Annotated in this window: 15 protein-coding genes; 6 read left to right on the top strand and 9 right to left on the bottom strand. The window is 65.8% G+C overall.

What is annotated here, in order from left to right:
* Positions 1-8: 8 nt before the first annotated feature.
* Together ASE83_RS12120 and ASE83_RS12115 are read left to right on the top strand one after the other, a co-directional pair.
* Positions 9-1,340 carry a pectate lyase family protein gene (locus ASE83_RS12120; RefSeq protein WP_443024315.1) on the top strand — a complete coding sequence of 444 codons (1,332 nt, stop codon included), beginning with the start codon at positions 9-11 and terminating at the stop codon, positions 1,338-1,340.
* On the top strand, positions 1,337-2,068 hold the full coding sequence (locus tag ASE83_RS12115) for a ThuA domain-containing protein (RefSeq protein WP_055790156.1): 732 nt from the start codon (positions 1,337-1,339) through the stop codon (positions 2,066-2,068). The genes ASE83_RS12120 and ASE83_RS12115 overlap by 4 nt, the downstream gene beginning before the upstream one ends.
* Before the next feature lie 230 nt (positions 2,069-2,298).
* Here ASE83_RS12115 and ASE83_RS12110 read toward each other — a convergent pair whose 3' ends face one another.
* Together ASE83_RS12110 and ASE83_RS12105 are read right to left on the bottom strand one after the other, a co-directional pair.
* Positions 2,299-3,831, bottom strand: coding sequence for a carboxylesterase/lipase family protein (locus tag ASE83_RS12110; RefSeq protein ID WP_055790153.1), 1,533 nt, complete (start codon positions 3,829-3,831; stop codon positions 2,299-2,301).
* A 195-nt stretch (positions 3,832-4,026) separates the two neighbouring features.
* Entirely contained in the window at positions 4,027-5,064 is a 1,038-nt protein-coding gene (locus tag ASE83_RS12105; RefSeq protein WP_055790150.1) for a LacI family DNA-binding transcriptional regulator, read from the bottom strand.
* Between the two features lie 117 nt (positions 5,065-5,181).
* Between ASE83_RS12105 and ASE83_RS12100 the strand changes: the two genes are divergently transcribed.
* Together ASE83_RS12100 and ASE83_RS12095 are read left to right on the top strand one after the other, a co-directional pair.
* Complete coding sequence (locus tag ASE83_RS12100) at positions 5,182-5,982, top strand: 2-keto-4-pentenoate hydratase (protein WP_055790147.1); 801 nt, start codon at positions 5,182-5,184, stop codon at positions 5,980-5,982.
* A 210-nt stretch (positions 5,983-6,192) separates the two neighbouring features.
* Positions 6,193-7,476 carry an MFS transporter gene (locus ASE83_RS12095; protein WP_055790144.1) on the top strand — a complete coding sequence of 428 codons (1,284 nt, stop codon included), beginning with the start codon at positions 6,193-6,195 and terminating at the stop codon, positions 7,474-7,476.
* A gap of 332 nt (positions 7,477-7,808) precedes the next feature.
* On the opposite strand, the gene ASE83_RS12090 is transcribed toward ASE83_RS12095, so the two are convergent.
* Entirely contained in the window at positions 7,809-8,207 is a 399-nt protein-coding gene (locus ASE83_RS12090) for an EVE domain-containing protein (protein WP_055790142.1), read from the bottom strand.
* A gap of 144 nt (positions 8,208-8,351) precedes the next feature.
* Between ASE83_RS12090 and ASE83_RS12085 the strand changes: the two genes are divergently transcribed.
* Together ASE83_RS12085 and ASE83_RS12080 are read left to right on the top strand one after the other, a co-directional pair.
* Positions 8,352-8,765 carry a hypothetical protein gene (locus tag ASE83_RS12085; RefSeq protein WP_055790139.1) on the top strand — a complete coding sequence of 138 codons (414 nt, stop codon included), beginning with the start codon at positions 8,352-8,354 and terminating at the stop codon, positions 8,763-8,765.
* Between the two features lie 75 nt (positions 8,766-8,840).
* The gene (locus ASE83_RS12080; RefSeq protein ID WP_055790136.1) at positions 8,841-9,134 is read left to right on the top strand and encodes a DUF3297 family protein; all 294 of its coding nucleotides are present in this window, start codon (positions 8,841-8,843) and stop codon (positions 9,132-9,134) included.
* 6 nt (positions 9,135-9,140) lie between these two features.
* Here the strand turns inward: ASE83_RS12080 and ASE83_RS18540 are convergent, their stop codons facing one another.
* From ASE83_RS18540 to ligA, 6 genes are all read right to left on the bottom strand, one after another.
* The gene (locus ASE83_RS18540) at positions 9,141-9,593 is read right to left on the bottom strand and encodes a hypothetical protein (RefSeq protein ID WP_156353073.1); all 453 of its coding nucleotides are present in this window, start codon (positions 9,591-9,593) and stop codon (positions 9,141-9,143) included.
* The gene (gene trhO / locus ASE83_RS12070; RefSeq protein ID WP_055790130.1) at positions 9,590-10,525 is read right to left on the bottom strand and encodes an oxygen-dependent tRNA uridine(34) hydroxylase TrhO; all 936 of its coding nucleotides are present in this window, start codon (positions 10,523-10,525) and stop codon (positions 9,590-9,592) included. The genes ASE83_RS18540 and trhO overlap by 4 nt, the downstream gene beginning before the upstream one ends.
* Positions 10,525-11,337 carry a LytR/AlgR family response regulator transcription factor gene (locus ASE83_RS12065; protein ID WP_055790127.1) on the bottom strand — a complete coding sequence of 271 codons (813 nt, stop codon included), beginning with the start codon at positions 11,335-11,337 and terminating at the stop codon, positions 10,525-10,527. The genes trhO and ASE83_RS12065 overlap by 1 nt, the downstream gene beginning before the upstream one ends.
* A complete protein-coding gene (locus ASE83_RS12060) occupies positions 11,334-12,434 on the bottom strand; it encodes a sensor histidine kinase (protein ID WP_055790124.1) in 1,101 nt (366 codons plus the stop codon). The genes ASE83_RS12065 and ASE83_RS12060 overlap by 4 nt, the downstream gene beginning before the upstream one ends.
* A 150-nt stretch (positions 12,435-12,584) precedes the next feature.
* On the bottom strand, positions 12,585-15,140 hold the full coding sequence (locus ASE83_RS12055; protein WP_055790121.1) for a TonB-dependent receptor: 2,556 nt from the start codon (positions 15,138-15,140) through the stop codon (positions 12,585-12,587).
* Between the two features lie 154 nt (positions 15,141-15,294).
* Entirely contained in the window at positions 15,295-17,433 is a 2,139-nt protein-coding gene (gene ligA, locus ASE83_RS12050; protein ID WP_055790119.1) for an NAD-dependent DNA ligase LigA, read from the bottom strand.
* Between the last annotated feature and the right edge of the window lie 9 nt (positions 17,434-17,442).

Genomic DNA, 17,442 nt, shown 5'->3' with positions numbered 1-17,442 from the left:
CGGTCGCGATGGCCGCGACTATGGCGCCTGCGCAAAATACCGCGACGCCAGCGGGGGTTAGCGCATTTCCGGGCGCACAGGGGTGGGCGGCGGCGACGCCTGGCGGGCGCGGCGGGCGGATCATCCGCGTGACGACGCTGGCGCCCGACGGCCCCGGATCGTTCAAGGCCGCGCTGGAGGCGAAAGGCCCGCGCATCGTCGTGTTCGAAGTGGGCGGCGTGATCGATCTCGGCCGCTCGACGCTGACCATCACCGAACCGTTTCTGACCATCGCCGGACAGACCGCGCCGTCGCCGGGCATCACGATCATCCGCGGCGGCATCGACATTCGCGCGCATGACGTGATCGTTCGCCATCTGCGCGTGCGGCCCGGCCTCGACGGACAGCCCAAGCGGTCGGGGTGGGAGGTCGATGCGATGAACACCGTGTCGGCGCACAATGTCATCGTCGACCATTGCACGATGAGCTGGGGGCTGGACGAAAACCTGTCCGCCTCCGGCCCGCGCTTCACCGGCGCGACACCCGACGACTGGCGGCGCGGGACCAGCCACAACATCACCTTCAGCTACAATTTGCTGGCCGAGGGGCTGGCCGATGCCAGCCATCCCAAGGGCGAACACAGCAAGGGGTCGCTGATCCACGACAACGCCACCAACATCCTGATCTGGCGCAACGTCTATGCCCATAATGTCGAGCGCAGCCCGCTGTTGAAGGGTGGCGTGCAGGCGGCGGTGGTCAACAACCTGATCTACGATCCCGGCACGCGCGCGGTGCATTACAACCTGATGGCGCTGGAATGGGCCGGCCATGCGTATCAGGAGGGCAAGCTGTCGGCGGTCGGCAATGTCATGCGCGCCGGGCCGTCGACCGACGTCAACCTGCCGTTTCTGATGCTCGGCGGCGATGGCGACCTGCGCTATCATGGGCGCGACAATGTCGCGGTCGACAAACATGGTGGCCCGCTGCCGATGTTCGGGCGCTATGGCGTGACGCGGGCGAAGCTGATCGAGGCGAAGACCCCGCCGGTGTGGCCCGCCGGCCTTCCCGTACTCCCCGCGCAGGATGTCGAGACGCATGTGCTGGCCAATGCCGGCGCGCGGCCATGGGACCGCGATGCCGACGACATCCGCGTGCTGTTCTTCGTGGCCGAAGGGCGCGGAAAGATCATCGACGACGAACGGCAGGTAAGCGAATATCCCCATCCGGTGCCGACGACCGCACCGTTCGTCGAGGCGGAATGGGACATGGGGACGATGGAGCCGAGATCTGGACGCTATCCCGGGCAGAAGGGGCCGATCCAGGAATCGCTGTCGGTGCGCGACCGGGCGATGCGGCAATGATCGTCCGGCTGATCGTCACGCTGCTGGCGCTGCTGTTCGCGGTGCCGGGCATGGCGGCACCGCGCGTGCTGCTGTTCCACCGCGCGACCGGGTTCGTGCATGATTCGATTCCCGTGGCCGTGGTCGCGCTGACGACGCTGGCGCGCGACAAGGGTCTGGAGCCGGTCGCGAGCGACGATCCGGCGGTGTTCGACCAACCGCTGACCTATGCCGCGATCGTGCTGGTATCGACCACGACCGACCCGAAGCGGCCGGAGAGCGAATGGTTCGTGGGGCCACGTCGCGATGCCCTGCAACGCTATGTCGAGGGCGGCGGCGGGATCGTCGCGATCCATGCCGCGGCCGATTCGCACTATAGCTGGCCCTGGTATGCGCGGATGATCGGCGGGCGCTTTGCCCAGCACCCGCCGGGCACGCCGGAGGCCGAGGTGACGCGCACGCCGCATCGCCATCCGGCGGTTGATGGCCTGCCCGGACATTTCCGGATCGCCGACGAATGGTATGGTTTTCGCGACCTGTCGACCGATCTCGACCATCTGCTGACCTTCGACCCGCAATCGATCGGCGCCAGCGACGTGAACCCGAAGCCGCTCGTCTGGGCGCATCGCGTGGGGAAGGGGCGGGTGTTCTACACCGGGCTTGGCCACCGCAAGGAAAGCTGGAGCGATCCGCGCGTGTTGCGGCATGTCGGCGGGGCGCTCGACTGGGCGACCGGGCGGCGGCGGTGAACAGGAACGTCATCCCGGCAAAGGCTGGGACGGATCGACATTTACATTCTATTTCGTCACCCCGGACTTGTTCCGGGGTCCACTTCGCCGCTCGCGCTGCCCTGATAAGCGCTGGCGGCACCGATCGCCGCGCCGTGGACCAAGGAACAAGTCCGGGGTGACGATAAGTCGGTGAAGGTCGATCGGTCCTAGCCTTCGCCGGGATGGCGTTCAAGTCACGGCGAGTAGCCTCACGTCCCCGGCTGGATGTACGGAAAGCGGGCGAACAGCTCGCGCTCCCAGCGGCGGGGATCGTTCACCACCCGGCTGGTGGTGTCGAACACCATCGTCGCGCGGTCGGGCAGGGTGTGGCGCGGCCAGTCGCGACCCGGATGACCGTTGCGGGCGAGGGACGTGAACGCCGCCATCATCCCTGCGGAAACCGCACGGGCGGCGGGGCCGGTGCCGCTCATCGACCCGGCGGCATCGAGCGTCCCGAACACCAGCGGAATATCGTCGGTATGCGCCGCGCCGCCGCCCGGCCGCACCGGCGATCCGTAATCGAGCTGATAGACCCAGGCGGGGGTGCCGGCGGCGGCGCGTGCCTCCGCCTCGATCACCTGTCCCGGCCAGCTGCGCCCGGCGGTGGTCGCGCGGTACAGGATGTCGGCCGGGGTCATCGCCGGGAACCGGGCGCGATACTGTGCGACGAGCCATTCAGGGTGCGCATCGACGCGAAGTTGCGGGGCGATGCGGGCTGCGAGATTGGTCCAGTTCAGGTCGGGCTGGGGCGCGATGAAGGCACGGGTTTCCTCCCGCGTATTGCCCAGGATCAGCGGAATGTTGCGACCGAGCGGATGGGCATCGGGCCAGAACGGGTGCCGCTGGAGCGACCGCATGTCGAGCACTGGCCCCATATAGACTCCGCCGCCGAGGATGGGGTCCTCGGCCGACAGCGCGTCGATCAGCCGTTCGACGGGCAGGGTCGCGGCTTCGGCCGGGGTCGCCTTCAGGCGGGAGAGGAGCGCCCGTGCGCGGCGGGTGGCGTTCAGCGGGCCGGAGGCGGTGACCTGTTGCCCGCTCATCGTCGCGGCGGCGTGGAACAGTCCGGCAGCGTCGGGCATCGCCAGCAACGTCGCGATCTTCGCGCCGCCGCCCGACTGGCCGAACAACATGACCCGGCCGGGATCGCCGCCGAACTGCGCGATGTTGGTTCTGATCCAGCGCAGGGCGAGCAGCAGGTCGCGCTGCCCGACATTGCCGCTGTCGGGAAAGCGCGGGTCGAGCCGGGCGAGATAGAGATACCCCAGCGCGTTCAGCCGGTGGTTGACCGTCACCACGACGACATCGCCGTCCGCCGCCAGTTGGTGTCCATGTACCAGCGGATCGACCACCGTGCCGTTCATGTACGCGCCGCCATGGAAATAGACCATGACCGGGCGATTGGCGTGCGCGCGGGCATCCGGAGTCCAGATGTTGAGAAACAGGCAGTCCTCGGACTCGACGCCGATGTCGGCACGTTGCGGGCAGGAGGGGGCGAATGCGGTCGCGTCCAGCGTGTCGCGAACGGGGGCGGGTGCCGTAACCGGTTGAAATCGAAAGCGGGTCGGGTCGACGCCGTAGCGGATGCCGCGAAAGACCTGCACGCCACCTTGCGTCGTGCCCCGCCAGCTTCCCGCGGGAGCGGTGACCACCGGGTCCGCGCCGGCGGCGTATGCCGGGCGCAGCAGGGTCAGTGCAGCGGCGCCGGCGATCAGGTCGCGACGGGCGATCGACAGGGTCATGCAGTCTCTCCTGACCGAAACCATAACGTTCGTCCTGAGTAGCCATTGAGCGAAGTCGAAATGGCGTATCGAAGGACTTGGACAGGTGCTTCGATACGGGTCTTCGACTTCGCTCAGCCCCTACTCAGCATGAATGGCAGTATTGGCGTTATTATCTTTCGGGCCAAGGTAATCGGTGTCATCAGCCGCCGCAAGTCACGTCTGCGGCTTGGCGACCGATGCACGGCGGATCAGGGTGGAAACGAACAGCGTCGCCTCGGCCTCCGGCGCGTCCGCGTCCGGTTCGTCGTCGTCTTCGCCGATCAGCTTCAGCGCGGCGGCGCGGGCCATGGTCGCGATCGGCCAGCGGACGGTGGTGAGCGGCGGCCAGAGGTGCGACGCGATCGAGGTGTCGTCGAACCCGACGATCGACAGGTTTTCCGGCACGTCCAGCCCGCGCTGCCGGGCGATGTGCAGCGCCCCCGCCGCCATTTCGTCGTTGGAGGAAAAGATCGCGGTCGGGCGCGGCGACAGGTCGAGCAGCCGTTCGGCGGCGCGCATCCCCGATTCGAACGTATAGTCCCCCTGCGCGATCCAGGTACGCTGCACACCCAGTCCGGCGGCCTCCATCGCCTCCTCATAGCCCTGTTGCCGCTCGAACGCCGATCGGAAGCCATGCGGGCCGGCGATCATGCAGATGCGGCGATGGCCGGCGGCAAAGAGATGGTCGATCGCGCCGCGCACCGCCTCCCGGTCGTTCGACGATACCATATGCCCCGGATCGTCGAACGCCGCAGACCCCATGCGGACATAACGGCAGCCGATCTGCGCGCACAGCGCCGCCAACGCGTCGTTTTCCGAGATCGGCGGCAGCAGCATGACGCCATAGGGTCGCTGTCGTTCGAGGAAGCGGCGGATTTCGTCGCGCATGTCGGGCGCGCCGCGATCGACCGGATGAACGAGCAGCTCGAATTCGGTGTCGCGCAGCACCTCCAGCAAACCCTGCTGCACCCGCAATACCATCTGGGCATTGGGATTGTCGTGGATCAGCGCGATCAGGAAGTTGCGCCGCAATGCCAGCGCGCGCGCCTGCGGATTGGGGATGTAGCCAAGCTCGGCGATTACCGCCTGCACCTTGTCCCGCGTCTCCCCATTCAGCAGCGGCGACTGGTTGATGACCCGGCTGACCGTCTTCTTGGAGACGCCGGCCAAGCGGGCGACGTCGTTGATGGTCGGCTGGCCGGTCCTTTTCATATCCGTTCGATAGCTTGACCGGGGCGATCCGCCAATGTCCCGATGGGACGAATTGATCGCCTTGCGTGTGACACCGGTTTCCTATACGCTGATCGCAGAATAGGGAGAGGCCGGGGCATGGGTAATCGCGATCGGATCGCACAGGCGTTCGTGGCGGCGCGGCGGCAGGCGGCGGGACTGTCGCCCTATCCGGGCGATGCGCCCATGACGCTCGCCGATGCCTATGCGATTCAGGACCGCGCGATCGCGATCGACGGGCGCGGCATTGCCGGGTGGAAGGTCGGACGGATCAACGCGCCGCTGGATAGCGCGCTCGGCGCCAACCGGCTGGCCGGACCGATCTTTGCCGATCAGGTCTTTGGGGCGGGCACCGCGCAGATGGCGGTCATCGCCGATGGCTTCGCCGCGGCGGAGGCGGAATATTGCGTGCGGATCGGTCGCAGCCCCCAGCCGGGCCGTACCGGCCTGTCGCTCGAAGCGGCGCTGGACCTGGTCGATGCGGTGCATATCGGCGTAGAGATCGCCAGCTCGCCCTATGCCGGGATCAACGCCGACGGGCCGCTGGTGACGATCAGCGATTTCGGCAATAATTACGGGCTGTTGATCGGGGCGGAAGTACCCGGCTGGCGCGAACTGGGCTTTCTCGACTGGCCGGTGGAATCGTGCATCGACGACGCGGTCGTCGGTAGCGCCACTGCGCGGACGATGCTCGACGGGCCGATCGGGGCGGTCGCGTTCCTGGTCGACTGCCTCGCCGCGCGCGGACGGACGCTGGAGCCGGGGACATGGGTATCGTCGGGCGCGGTGACCGGCGTGCACCAAATCCGGCCGGGCCAGCGGTTCGAGGCTGATTTCGGCGTGTTGCAGGTCGCGTGCGGTATCGTGGCGGCCGGGGGCGAACGGGAAGATGCTGCCTGACCGGCCAGATCGTTTGTCCTGAGTAGCTGTCGAAACAGCGTATCGAAGGACCGCAAAGGATGCTTTGATACGGGTCTTCGACAAGCTCAGCCTCTACTCGGCACGAACGGCTTTCTTTTCGATCAGGCGAGGCAATCGCCCACAACGAACAACGCGGAATCGGCCCCATCCGAAGGGTCGATCCGCAGAGGATGCAAGCGGAGGCGTGGAATGACGGAGCAGGTTGACGGCATCGAACGCGCGGTGGCACGCGCGGGTCGCTATCGCTGGGGGATCGTCGCGCTGTTGTTCATGGCGACGGTCATCAACTATGTCGACCGGCAGATGATCGGGGTGCTGAAACCCACGCTGTCGAAGGATCTCGGCTGGACCGAAACCGACTTCGCCAACGTCATCTTCTTTTTCCAGATGGCCTATGCCATCGGCTATATCGGGTTCGGGCGGATCGTCGACGTGATCGGCGCGCGCATGGGCTATGCCGTCGCTTTCGTCATCTGGCAGATCGCGCATATCGCCCATGGCGGTGCCTATGGCGTCACCCAGTTCGCGATGGCGCGGTTCGGGCTGGGCCTGGGCGAGGCGGGCAATTTCCCGGCGGGCATCAAGGCGGTGACCGAATGGTTCCCGGCCAAGGAGCGCGCCTTTGCCATCGGCGTGTTCAACGCCGGGGCCAATGTCGGGGCGATCATCACCCCACTGGCGGTGCCGGTGCTGACCGTCGCCTATGGCTGGCGCATGGCGTTCGTCGTGACCGGGGTGGTCAGCCTGTTGTGGCTCGTCGCGTGGCTCGCCTTCTACCGCAGCCCGCGCGAGCATCGGAACGTGTCGAGCGGTGAACTGGCATGGATTGAACAGGACCCGGCCGATCCGGTGCAGCCGATCGCGTGGCGGCGGCTGGTGACCAAGCGGGAAACCTGGGCCTATGCGCTGGGCAAGTTCTGCATCGATCCGATCTGGTGGTTCTTTCTGTTCTGGCTGCCGGGCTATCTGGGCGACCGCTACGACCTCGATCTGCTCAGCTTCGGCCCGCCGCTGGTCGCGATCTATCTGTTGTCCGATCTGGGCAGCGTGGCGGGCGGGTGGCTGTCGTCGCGGCTGATCGCCAGCGGGCGGACGGTCAATTTCGCGCGCAAGGCGACGATGTTCGTGTGCGCGGTCGCGGTCCTGCCGGTGTTGTTCGCCCAGTCGATCGACAATCTGTGGGTCGCGGTGCTGGTGATCGGCATCGCCACGGCGGCGCATCAGGCGTTTTCGGCCAACCTTTACACGCTGCCGTCCGACCTGTTCCCGCGCGCGGCGGTGGGCTCGGTCGTCGGCATCGGCGGGACGGTCGGTGCGGTGGGCGGCATGTTGATGGCGAAATATGCCGGCTATGTGCTCGATGGCATCGGCAGCTATGCGCCGTTGTTCTTCGTGGCCGGGTCGGCCTATTTCGTGGCGTTGCTGCTGGTGCATCTGCTTTCACCCCGGCTGGCGCGGGTGGAGGGGGCGTAGAGGTTCTGCCAATCCGTTCGTGCTGAGTAGAGACTGAGCCCTTCGACTGCCTGCCTGCGGCAGGCGCTCAGGGCAGGCTTCGGTGCTGCGCACCGAAGTCGAAGGCTCGTATCGAAGCACCCGTGGCGGTCCTTCGATACGCCGCTTCGACAAGCTCAGTGGCTACTCAGGACGAACGGTTGGACATTCTATACGCGCCGTTGGGTTCGAGCAGCTTCGAGCCTGTCGAGAAGCGATAGTCGAGAACGCCCAGTTTGGGGCAACCCGTTCTCGACGGACGCTTCTCGACTACGCGCGAAGCTGCTCGAACCGAACGGGAGAGGGGAAGGTGCCTACTCCCCCGCCAGCCGCATCACCACCGCCCACTCCGCATCGCTGACCGGCGACACCGACAGCCGCGACTGGCGCAGCATCGCCATGTCTTTCAGCGCATCCTCCCTCTTCATCGCCGCCAGCGTTACGGCACGGGGCAGGGGATGGTCGGGTTCGACCCGCACCGACACCCAGCCGTCTTCGCCGTCCGGCCGGGCCGCGCGGGCGATCCGTGCCACGCCGACCGCCGCCTTGTCCTTGCCCGAATGATAGAAGAGCGCGCGGTCGCCCTCCGCCATGGCGCGCAGATGCTTCGCGGCGACATGGTTGCGCACGCCGTCCCATTCGGTGCCGCCATCGCGCACCAGATCGTCCCACCCATAGCTGTCGGGTTCGGACTTGAGCAGCCAGTTCGCCATGCGCATGTTCTCCCTGGATAAACCGCCGGTGAATGCCCGGTTCCGCGTGCGTTCAGTCGGCCGGCTGTAGGGAATCGATCATCGGCGCAGATGCGTCGACGTGACAAGGGGCACCACACCCCCACGCATGTTGAGGAGATTGACATGAAGACCTTGCTGACCAAGGCGGGCCTGGGGCTGTCGCTGGCGGCGACCGCGCTCACCGCCGCTGCGCCCGCCGATGCGCAGTGGCGTCGCGGCTATGGCTGGGACCGGGGCTATGATCGCGGCTGGCATCGTGGGCGCGACAATGGCGGTGCCGCCGTCGTCGCCGGGATCGCCGGCCTGGCGATCGGCGCGGCGCTGGTGTCGAGCGCCAATGACCGCCGCTATCGTGACCGCTATTACCGCGACCGTGGCTATGCCTATGACTATGACGACCGCTATTATCGTCAGCGCGGCTATTACCCGAACGACGGTTATTACGCCTATCGCTACAATGATTATCAGCGGTGCTGGGTCGAGCGGCGCTACGATCCCTATTATGACCGGTCGGTGCGCGTCCGGGTCTGTAACTGATGCGACGGGGCGGGGGAGTGATCGTCTGCCCTTTCCGCTTGGCGGCGGGGGCGTTTTGCGGCATGGGCCGCGCCCATGACTGATACGCCCCCCGATCGCCTCTCGATCAATCCGCGCAGCCCGCATTTCGACCAGCCGACGCTGGAGCGCGGCATCGGCATCCGCTTCAAGGGCGCCGAACGCAACGATGTCGAGGAATATTCGATTTCCGAAGGCTGGATCCGCGTCGCGCTCGGCAAGAAGGTCGACCGCAAGGGCCAGCCGCTGACCATCAAGCTGTCCGGCCCGGTCGAAGCCTATTTCCAGACGCCGGGCGAGGGTGAGGATGCTCCGGTGGACGAAGACGCCAAGGGCGAAGAGGCGGAGTAAGCGCCGTCACGGCCACGGCGGATGGGCATAGCGCCCGTCCGCCGGGTCATAGCTCAGGATCGCATAGGCAGGCTGATTCTCGTGGATCAGCGTTACCGGTCGATGCAGCAGGTCGCCCAGCCAGCCGAGCAGGTCGATGATGGCGACGTCGTGATCGGTGCCGGGCGGATCGACGGTGAAGTCCGCTGCGGTTCCGCCGTAGACACTGAATGTAACCGGCACCCCGCGCCATTCGAACAATACGGTCTGGGACGCTTCCGGCGCTGCGACAAAGACCGGACCTATCGCCGGCGGCATCCGTGCCCGGTTTCCTCCTGAGATATAGAAGGGTTGGAGATCGTGCCGACGTAAGGCCGTCCAGAGCCGTTGCCAGTCCTCGCCATCCGGCTCCTCTGCGACGATGTGGCGTACCGAACCATCGGGTATCAGCTGCTTACGCAGCCAAGCCCGGTCGATCACTGGTCGTCCCTGTCCATCCGCGCGCCGACATGCTGTTCGCCGCGCTGCGCCGCCAGCATCACCTGCCGATGCCGTTCCGCCTTGGCCGCCAGCGTGGCGGCATCGCGGGTGCCGGCGCAGGCGGGGCATTGCACGCCTTCCTCGAACAGCGGGGAGGCGCGGTCCTCCGGGCTGACCGGCATCCGGCAGCCACGGCACAGGCCGTGCGTGCCTTGTTCAAGACCGTGGCCGACCGCGACTCGTTCGTCGAAGACGAAGCATTCGCCCTGCCATGCGCTGGCTTGCTCCGGCACCTCCTCCAGATATTTCAGGATGCCGCCATCGAGGTGATAGACGGCCTCGATGCCTTCGCCCTTCAGGAACGCAGTCGATTTCTCGCAACGTATGCCGCCGGTGCAGAACATCGCGACCTTCGACTTTCCCGCCAGCAACTCGGTCCGGTTGGCGCGGAACCAGTCGGGAAAGTCGCGAAAGCTGTCGGTACCCGGATCGACCGCACCGGCGAAGGTGCCGACCTTCACCTCATAGGCATTGCGGGTGTCGATCACGACCGTCTCCGGATCGGCGATCAGCGCGTTCCAGCCGGCTGGCGCGACATAGGTGCCGACGATCGCGGTCGGGTCGGTGCCGGGCACGCCCATCGTCACGATTTCCCGCTTCACCCGCACCTTCAGCCGGTGGAACGGCATGGTCGCCGCCGTGCTGAACTTCGGCGTCAGGTCTTCGCAGCCCGGCAGTGCGCGGATCGCGGCCAGCGCGGTGGCGATCCCCTCCGCGCTGCCGGCGATGGTGCCGTTGACCCCCTCCGACGCGATCAGCAGCGTGCCGCGAATGCCGGCACCCGCCAGCACGCCCTCCAGCGTGTCGCGCACACAGTGCGGATCGGCAATCGTCGTAAAGCGGTACAGGGCCGCGACGGTAATCCCGGTCATCAGTGGACGAAGCGCGCCACCACGTCGCGGTACGAGCGGCTGACTTTCACCTGCGAACCCGATTCGAGGATCAGGAAACATTCGCCGTTGGTGTGCGGCTTCACCTGCTTGACCAGGTCGAGATTGACGATGGTCGAGCGGTGCACGCGCTGGAACCGGCGCGGGTCGAGCCGCTTTTCGAGGTCCTTCATCGTCTCGCGCAGCACCAGCGAATTGTCGCCGGTGTTGATGACCATGTAATCGCCCGCCGCCTCGATCATCTCGATCGTGTCGACATCGACGCGGAAGATCTGGCCGCGATCCTTGATGTTGATGAGCTTTTCGAACCGGTTCGCGCCGACCGCATCGTCGCCGGCGCCATCGGCCGCCTCCATCTCCGCCGCCGTGTCCGGGGCAACCTCGGCCAGTACTTCCTTCAGCTTCTCGACCTCGGCTTGGCCCCGCTTTTCGGACAGGCGCTGGCGCACGCGGTCGAGCGTGTCGGCGAGGCGGGATTCCTCGACCGGTTTCATCAGATAATCGACTGCCTGCGCCTCGAACGCGCGGATCGCGTGGTCGCTATAGGCGGTGACGAACACGACCAGCGGCGGTTCGACTTCCATCAGCCCCTGTACGACCGAAAAACCGTCGAAGCCGGGCATTTGGATGTCGAGGAAGACGAGGTCGGGCTTGTGGGTCTTGATCGCGCGGATCGCCTCGCGACCATTCTGGCACTTGTCGATGATCTCGACATCCTCATGTGCCGCCAGGCGTAGTTCGAGGCCCTGGATCGCCAACGATTCGTCGTCGACAAGAATGGTTCGGATGGTCATGCAGCCTCTTTGGTAACGTCTTGCGTCTGGTACGGCAGTTCGATCTCGACCACGAACCCGCCGTCGTTTCCGCCGCGGGTTTCGAAACGATGGTCGGGGCCATATGCCTGTGCCAGCCGGTCCCGGATATTCTGTATGCCGACACCGGTGGACAGCGTCGGCCGCTTCGGCCCGTCGATCAAGCCGGGGCCGGTATCGGACACGGCGATCTGCACCCGATCCCCGGCCAGTCGAGCGGTGATCGCGATATCGGCCCCGTCCTCCTGCGGCGTGACGGCATATTTGATCGCGTTTTCGACCAAAGGTTGCAGCAGCAGCGAGGGCAGCCGCGCGTGCGCGACGCGGGCGTCGATGTCGAAACAGGTGCGCAGGCGATCTTCGAACCGCATCTTTTCGATATCGAGATAGAGTTTGAGCGTTTCAACCTCCTGCTCCAGCGTGACGTGCGCGGTTGGTTCGTTCGCCAGCGTATAGCGCAGGAACGACGATAGCCGGCTGAGCATCACATTCGCCTTCTCGGTCTGTTTCAGCAGCACGAGGGTCGAGATCGAATTGAGCGTGTTGAACAGAAAATGCGGGTTCAGCTGATAGCGCAGCATGGCGAGCTGCGCCGACGACGCCTGCATCTCCAGCATCCGCATCTCGTCGACCTGCTGTTCGACCACCAGGTAGAAATTGATCCCGAAATACAGCGCCGACCAGCCGGTCAGCACGGTGAAGTTCAGGAACAGCGTGCCCAGCACCAGCGACAGGCTGACATCGGGCGACACGTTGCGGATGAAGGTGAAGACGAACGCGTCGATCAGCGAATAGGCAAAGGTCGCCGCCGACAGGGTGCACATGGTCAGGAAGATCGCCGGCACGCGCGGCAACGAGCGGTAATAGCCGTACAGCACGCTCATCAGCAGCGTCAGGCAATAGCCGACGATCACCTCGACGATATTGCCCAGCACATTCTTCAGCGACGCCGCGCTGGCCACGGTCGACACCGATCGCAGTAGCAGATAGCCCGTCCAGCCGGCCGCCTGCAGCAGCCAGAAGGCGCGGTTCTTCTGTTCGAAGAAGGGGCGCGAGAAAATGGCGGGCTTCGGCGTCATGCGCTCCGTCAGTCGTCTTGTGCCCCCGCAAGCGGTCATAGCGGGGCGGGGGCGGGTTGGCAAAAGTCGCTCTAGCGCAATGCAGCCCCAAACGAAAACCGCCGCCCCGTTGCCGGGACGGCGGTTCGTGTCGGTGATCTTGGTATCGCGTTAGAAGCTGAACACCAGCGAGCCGCTGACCGTGCGCGGCACGCCGATCTGGACGAACGGCACCGAGGTGTCGTTGGTCTGACCGCTGACATAGCCGATGTAGAAGCTGTTCAGGATGTTGGTTACGTTGACCTGGAAGAAGGTCTTGTTGAGACCGAACTGCGCCAGCGAGAAGCGGGCATCGGCATCGAGGATGTCGAACGCGGGCGTCTTGGCCGGGTACAGTTCCGTCGTGGTCACGATGTTGTTGGCGACCGTACGCGTCACCAGCGGCAGGTTGCTGTCGTTGATGTAGCGCGGGCCGGTGCGCTTGTACTGCACGCCTGCTTCCAGCGGGCCGAGGTTCGCCTGCAGCCGGCCGCCGAACATATATTCGGAGACGCCCGATTCCTGCTTGCCGCCGGTCGGGAAGAAATACTGCTGCGTGGTGGCCGTGCAACCATAGGCGCGCTGGCTGATCAGAGTGGCGCTGCAATTGCCGCCGAGCAGATCGTCCTTGATCTCCGAGTTCAGGTACGAACCGTAGACATAGGCGGTGATCTCACGGATCGGGCTGTACGACACGCTGCCATCAACGCCCCAGCGGGTCACTTCGCCGATGTTGCGCGAAACGCTCTCACCCAGTTCGGCGTCGAACGCGGTCGCGATCCGGTTTTCGAACGTCGTGTAGAATGCGCCGATCTGTGCCTGCACCTGCGACGAGCGATAGCGAACGCCGGCGTCGAAGCTGTCAGTGCGTTCCGGCTTCGGCTCCGCGCCCGGACGGCCGGGGGCATAGAAGAACGCGTTGTACAGCACGTCCGTACCCGGAACCGACAGACCCTTCGCATAGCTGGCGAAGATGCTCGCCTGCGGCGTCAGATTGTATGTGAAGCCGACGTTCGGCAGCACCGCGCTGTAGTTGTATTCGCGCTGCTGCGGACGGGTGAAGGTCGGGTTCTGTGCCGCATAATCCGCCTGACGGAGGAAGGGGATGCAGTCGACGAAACCGCCCGCCGAGGTGGTGAAGCAGTTCTGGTCCAGCTCGCGCTTGAAGAACGGCGCACGCACGCCGAGGTCGAGGACCAGCGCATCGGCGAAGAACGAACCGCGATACTGACCCGAAACCTGGTTCAGCAAAGCGACCGACCGGCGGTCACGCTTCTGGATGACGTTGCCGTTCAGGTCGAGGATCGGATTGTTGACCGGGAAAACGTCGAAGGGTTCGCCGTTCGAAAAGACGCCGCCGACTTCACCGGTCTGACGGTGGTTGCCGCGGTCATAAGTATAGGCGAGGCGGACGGTCTGATCTTCGTTGATGTCGTAGATCAGGTTGGCGATCAGGATGTAGCGACGGGTCTGCGTCTGGCTGGGAGACAATAGGGTAACTGCGTCGAGCGTGTCGCCGTCACCGTTCAGGTCGGTACCGAAATAATAGTTGTTGCCCGAAAAGCCGGTATAGTTCTGGCCGCTGATGGTGCGCTGCTGTTCGCGGCCGGTGATGGTGCCGCCGCCATTCGCCTTGACGTACTGGAAGCTCGGATCGATCGTCAGGACGAGGCCGTCAGTCAGCGTGAAGCGCGAGTTGCCGCGGATGTTGCCAGTGTTCGACGGGTTGTAGCGACGGTCGAATTCGGTGCCGCAAGTCGCAGCCGCCTGCGCGGTGCCGCGAACCGGGGTCACTACCGAGGTGCCGGTGCAGGGGTAGTTGATGTTGTAAGTCGCTTCGGCGATCGTGCGCGGGAAGCGGTTGCCCGAACCGGTGCCCGGGGCACGGTTGGAATCGTCGCGCAACGGGGCCGAGCCGAAGAAGTTGTTGCGGTTCTCGTTGTAGTTGCCGGCAATCGAGAGGAAGTCGCCGTCCGCGCCGAGTTCCTGATACAGGCGGGCGTTGAACTGCTGCTTGCGGATCTTGCCGTAGTTGTTGAACGGGTTGTCGTAGGTCGTCCACGAACCCGACACGAACGCGGTCGTGCCCTTGCCGGTGATGTCGCCGGTGTCGATCATGCCGAACACGCGGTTATAGTTGAAATCGCCCAGCGATGCCGACATCATCGCGCCCAGTTCGTTGCCGGGGCGACGGGTACGGATGTTGACGGTGCCGCCGACGGCCGATGCGGTCGGGCTGTCGACGTCGGTCGCGCCCAGGTTGACCGTCACCGATTCCAGCGTTTCCGAATCCTGCTGCTGGTTGGTGTAAATGGCATAGTTGCCGGTGTCGTTCAGCGGGATGCCGTCCTGCGTCTGCGAAATGCGCGACGAGTCGAAACCACGGATACGGAAACCGCCGCCGCCCGAACCATAGGGGTCGTTCGACAGGTTGCTGACGCCGGGGACCAGGTTGATGATTTCGTTGACCGTCTGGCCGGCGCGCTGGCGCTGGATGATCTCGGAATCGAGCGTCACCTTTGCTTTGGGCTGGTTGGGGACTTCGATGCCACCGACGTCACGCTGGGCCGATCCGGTGACGACGATTTCGGCGTCGTCGATTTCCGACGATGCGGTCGACTGCGCAAAGGCCGAGGCAGGCAGGATGAACGCGGCAAAGGCCACGCCGGCATAGAGCTTGGTGTTCATAAGTCCCCTTTGAATCGCAAGGTTCTGGCGCGACTCGAGTACGCTGGTTCAGGCGGTGCGCTTCACCGTCCCGGCGCCAATGAACGCGCCATATTTCTATTTTGCGACATCCGGAAGCGGGGGACTCAGTCTCTTTCCGTGCGTTGCAAAAACGTCACGTTGTTGCAGCGGATACGATTTCCGCCCAAGCCGCTTCGTCGATTACGCGGATGCCCAGTTCCTCCGCCTTCGCCCGCTTCGATCCGGCATCGGCGCCGACCACGACCAGGTCGGTCTTCTTCGATACCGATCCTGCGACCCGCGCACCCAGCGCGTCCGCCTGCGCCTTCGCCTCGTCGCGGCTGAGCGTTTCGAGCTTGCCGGTGAAGACCACGGTCTTGCCGGTCAGTTCGGAGGCGACCGCCTTGTGTTCCACGGGCAGAGGGGTGACCTCGCGCAACAGGTCGTCGACCACCGCGCGGTTATGCTCCTCGGCGAAGAAGGCGAGCAGCGCGTCGGCGACCTCGGGACCGATGCCGGCCGTTTCGACCGCCGCCACCAGCGCGCGACCGCGGCGCAGGACGAACTTGCGATCATTCTCGCCGATCGCCGGCACCGTTTCGGCGCGCACGACGAGCGCGCGCTCGATCATCTCCAGAAACGCCTCGATCGTGCCATAGCGCCGCGCGAGGTCGCGCGCGGTGACTTCGCCGACATGGCGGATGCCGAGGGCGAAGAGGAAGCGGTCGAGGCCGATCTCGCGCCGCGCGTCGATCGCGGAGAGCAGCTTGTCGACCACCAGCTCGGACATGCGCTCACGCTTGACCAAGGCCTCGCGGTGGGTGTGCAGGCGAAAAATGTCAGCAGGCGAGGCGATCAGGTGATCGCGGAAGAAATCCTCGACCCGGACCAGCCCCAGCCCGGCGATGTCATAGGCGTGGCGCGAGACGAAATGGATCAGCCGCTCGACCCGCTGCGCCGGACAGACGAGGCCGCCGGTGCAGCGCACGACCACTTCGCCCTCGCCGCGTTCGGCAAGCGAGCCGCATTCGGGACATTCGGTCGGGAACGCCCAGGGGTCGCGCGGTTCGTCGCGGGTCAGGTTGTCGACGATCTGCGGGATGACGTCGCCAGCGCGCTGCACGACGACGCGGTCGCCGGGGCGCACGCCCAGCCGCTCAATCTCATCGGCATTGTGCAGCGTGGCGTTGGTGACGACGACGCCGCCGACGGTCACCGGCTCCAGCCGCGCGACCGGGGTCAGCGCGCCGGTGCGGCCGACCTGGATGTCGATGGCTTTAAGGGTCGTCTGCGCGCGTTCCGCCGGAAACTTGTGCGCGATCGCCCAGCGCGGGGCGCGGCCGACGAACCCCAGCCGCTCCTGCCAGTCGAGCCGGTCGAGCTTATAGACGACGCCGTCGATGTCATAGGGCAGGTCGGCGCGGCTGCCCTCGATCGCGCGATAGACGGCGAGCGCTTCCGCAGCACCTTCGCACCGCTGAAAGGCATCGGCGATCGGAAAGCCCCAGTCCTTCAGCGCCGCGACGACCCCGCCTTGCGTGTCGGCGGGGAGGGCGGCAACCTCGCCCCACCCATGCGCCAGGAACTTGAGCGGACGCGACGCAGTGACGGTGGCGTCCTTCTGCCGCAGCGATCCGGCGGCGGCGTTGCGCGGGTTGGCAAACTGGCGCGCCTTCGCCGGATCGACCGCGTCGGCGAGCAGCCGGGCGTTGAGACCGGCGAAATCCGCCTTCGCCATATATACTTCGCCGCGTACCTCGAACACGTCGGGGGCAGCGGCGGGCAGCGTCTGGGGAATGTCGGCGATGGTCGCGACATTGGCGGTCACATCCTCGCCCACCGCGCCGTCGCCCCGGGTCAGTGCGCGGACCAGCGTGCGCCCTTCGTAGCGCAGCGAGCAGGACAGGCCGTCGATCTTCGGCTCGGCGGTCAGCGCCACGGCTTCGTCGTCGGACAGGCGCAGGAAACGGCGGACGCTCGCCACGAACTCCGCCACATCGTCATCGGCAAAGGCGTTGTTTAGGCTAAGCATCGGCCGGGCATGGGCGACCTTGGCCAGATGGCCCGCCGGTGCCGCGCCGACGCGCAGCGAGGGGGAGTCGCTACGGACCAGCGCGGGGAAAGCGGCCTCGATCGCGCGGTTGCGGGCGACCAGCGCGTCATAGTCCGCGTCGCTCATCTCCGGCGCGTCGTCGCCATGATAGGCGGTGTCGGCCTGCGCGATGCGTTCGGCCAGCGCCGCCAGTTCGGTGCGGGCATCGTCTTCGGTGGCGGGCAGGGACTGCGTGGTCATGGGGCAAGC

This window comes from Sphingomonas sp. Leaf32 (assembly GCF_001421765.1).
Classification (GTDB): Bacteria; Pseudomonadota; Alphaproteobacteria; order Sphingomonadales; family Sphingomonadaceae; genus Sphingomonas.
The sequence above is the reverse complement of the archived record's forward strand: the minus strand, read 5'-3'. Positions and strand labels throughout refer to the sequence as shown.

Coding starts and splice junctions, on each gene's coding strand:
- ASE83_RS12115 (WP_055790156.1), top strand. CDS start 1,337: ATGATCGTCCGGCTGATCGTCACGCTGCTGGCGCTGCTGTTCGCGGTG.
- ASE83_RS12120 (WP_443024315.1), top strand. CDS start 9: ATGGCCGCGACTATGGCGCCTGCGCAAAATACCGCGACGCCAGCGGGG.
- ASE83_RS12055 (WP_055790121.1), bottom strand. CDS start 15,140: ATGAACACCAAGCTCTATGCCGGCGTGGCCTTTGCCGCGTTCATCCTG.
- ASE83_RS12095 (WP_055790144.1), top strand. CDS start 6,193: ATGACGGAGCAGGTTGACGGCATCGAACGCGCGGTGGCACGCGCGGGT.
- ASE83_RS12060 (WP_055790124.1), bottom strand. CDS start 12,434: ATGACGCCGAAGCCCGCCATTTTCTCGCGCCCCTTCTTCGAACAGAAG.
- ASE83_RS12080 (WP_055790136.1), top strand. CDS start 8,841: ATGACTGATACGCCCCCCGATCGCCTCTCGATCAATCCGCGCAGCCCG.
- ASE83_RS12110 (WP_055790153.1), bottom strand. CDS start 3,831: ATGACCCTGTCGATCGCCCGTCGCGACCTGATCGCCGGCGCCGCTGCA.
- ASE83_RS12100 (WP_055790147.1), top strand. CDS start 5,182: ATGGGTAATCGCGATCGGATCGCACAGGCGTTCGTGGCGGCGCGGCGG.
- trhO (WP_055790130.1), bottom strand. CDS start 10,525: ATGACCGGGATTACCGTCGCGGCCCTGTACCGCTTTACGACGATTGCC.
- ASE83_RS12085 (WP_055790139.1), top strand. CDS start 8,352: ATGAAGACCTTGCTGACCAAGGCGGGCCTGGGGCTGTCGCTGGCGGCG.
- ligA (WP_055790119.1), bottom strand. CDS start 17,433: ATGACCACGCAGTCCCTGCCCGCCACCGAAGACGATGCCCGCACCGAA.
- ASE83_RS12065 (WP_055790127.1), bottom strand. CDS start 11,337: ATGACCATCCGAACCATTCTTGTCGACGACGAATCGTTGGCGATCCAG.
- ASE83_RS12090 (WP_055790142.1), bottom strand. CDS start 8,207: ATGGCGAACTGGCTGCTCAAGTCCGAACCCGACAGCTATGGGTGGGAC.
- ASE83_RS12105 (WP_055790150.1), bottom strand. CDS start 5,064: ATGAAAAGGACCGGCCAGCCGACCATCAACGACGTCGCCCGCTTGGCC.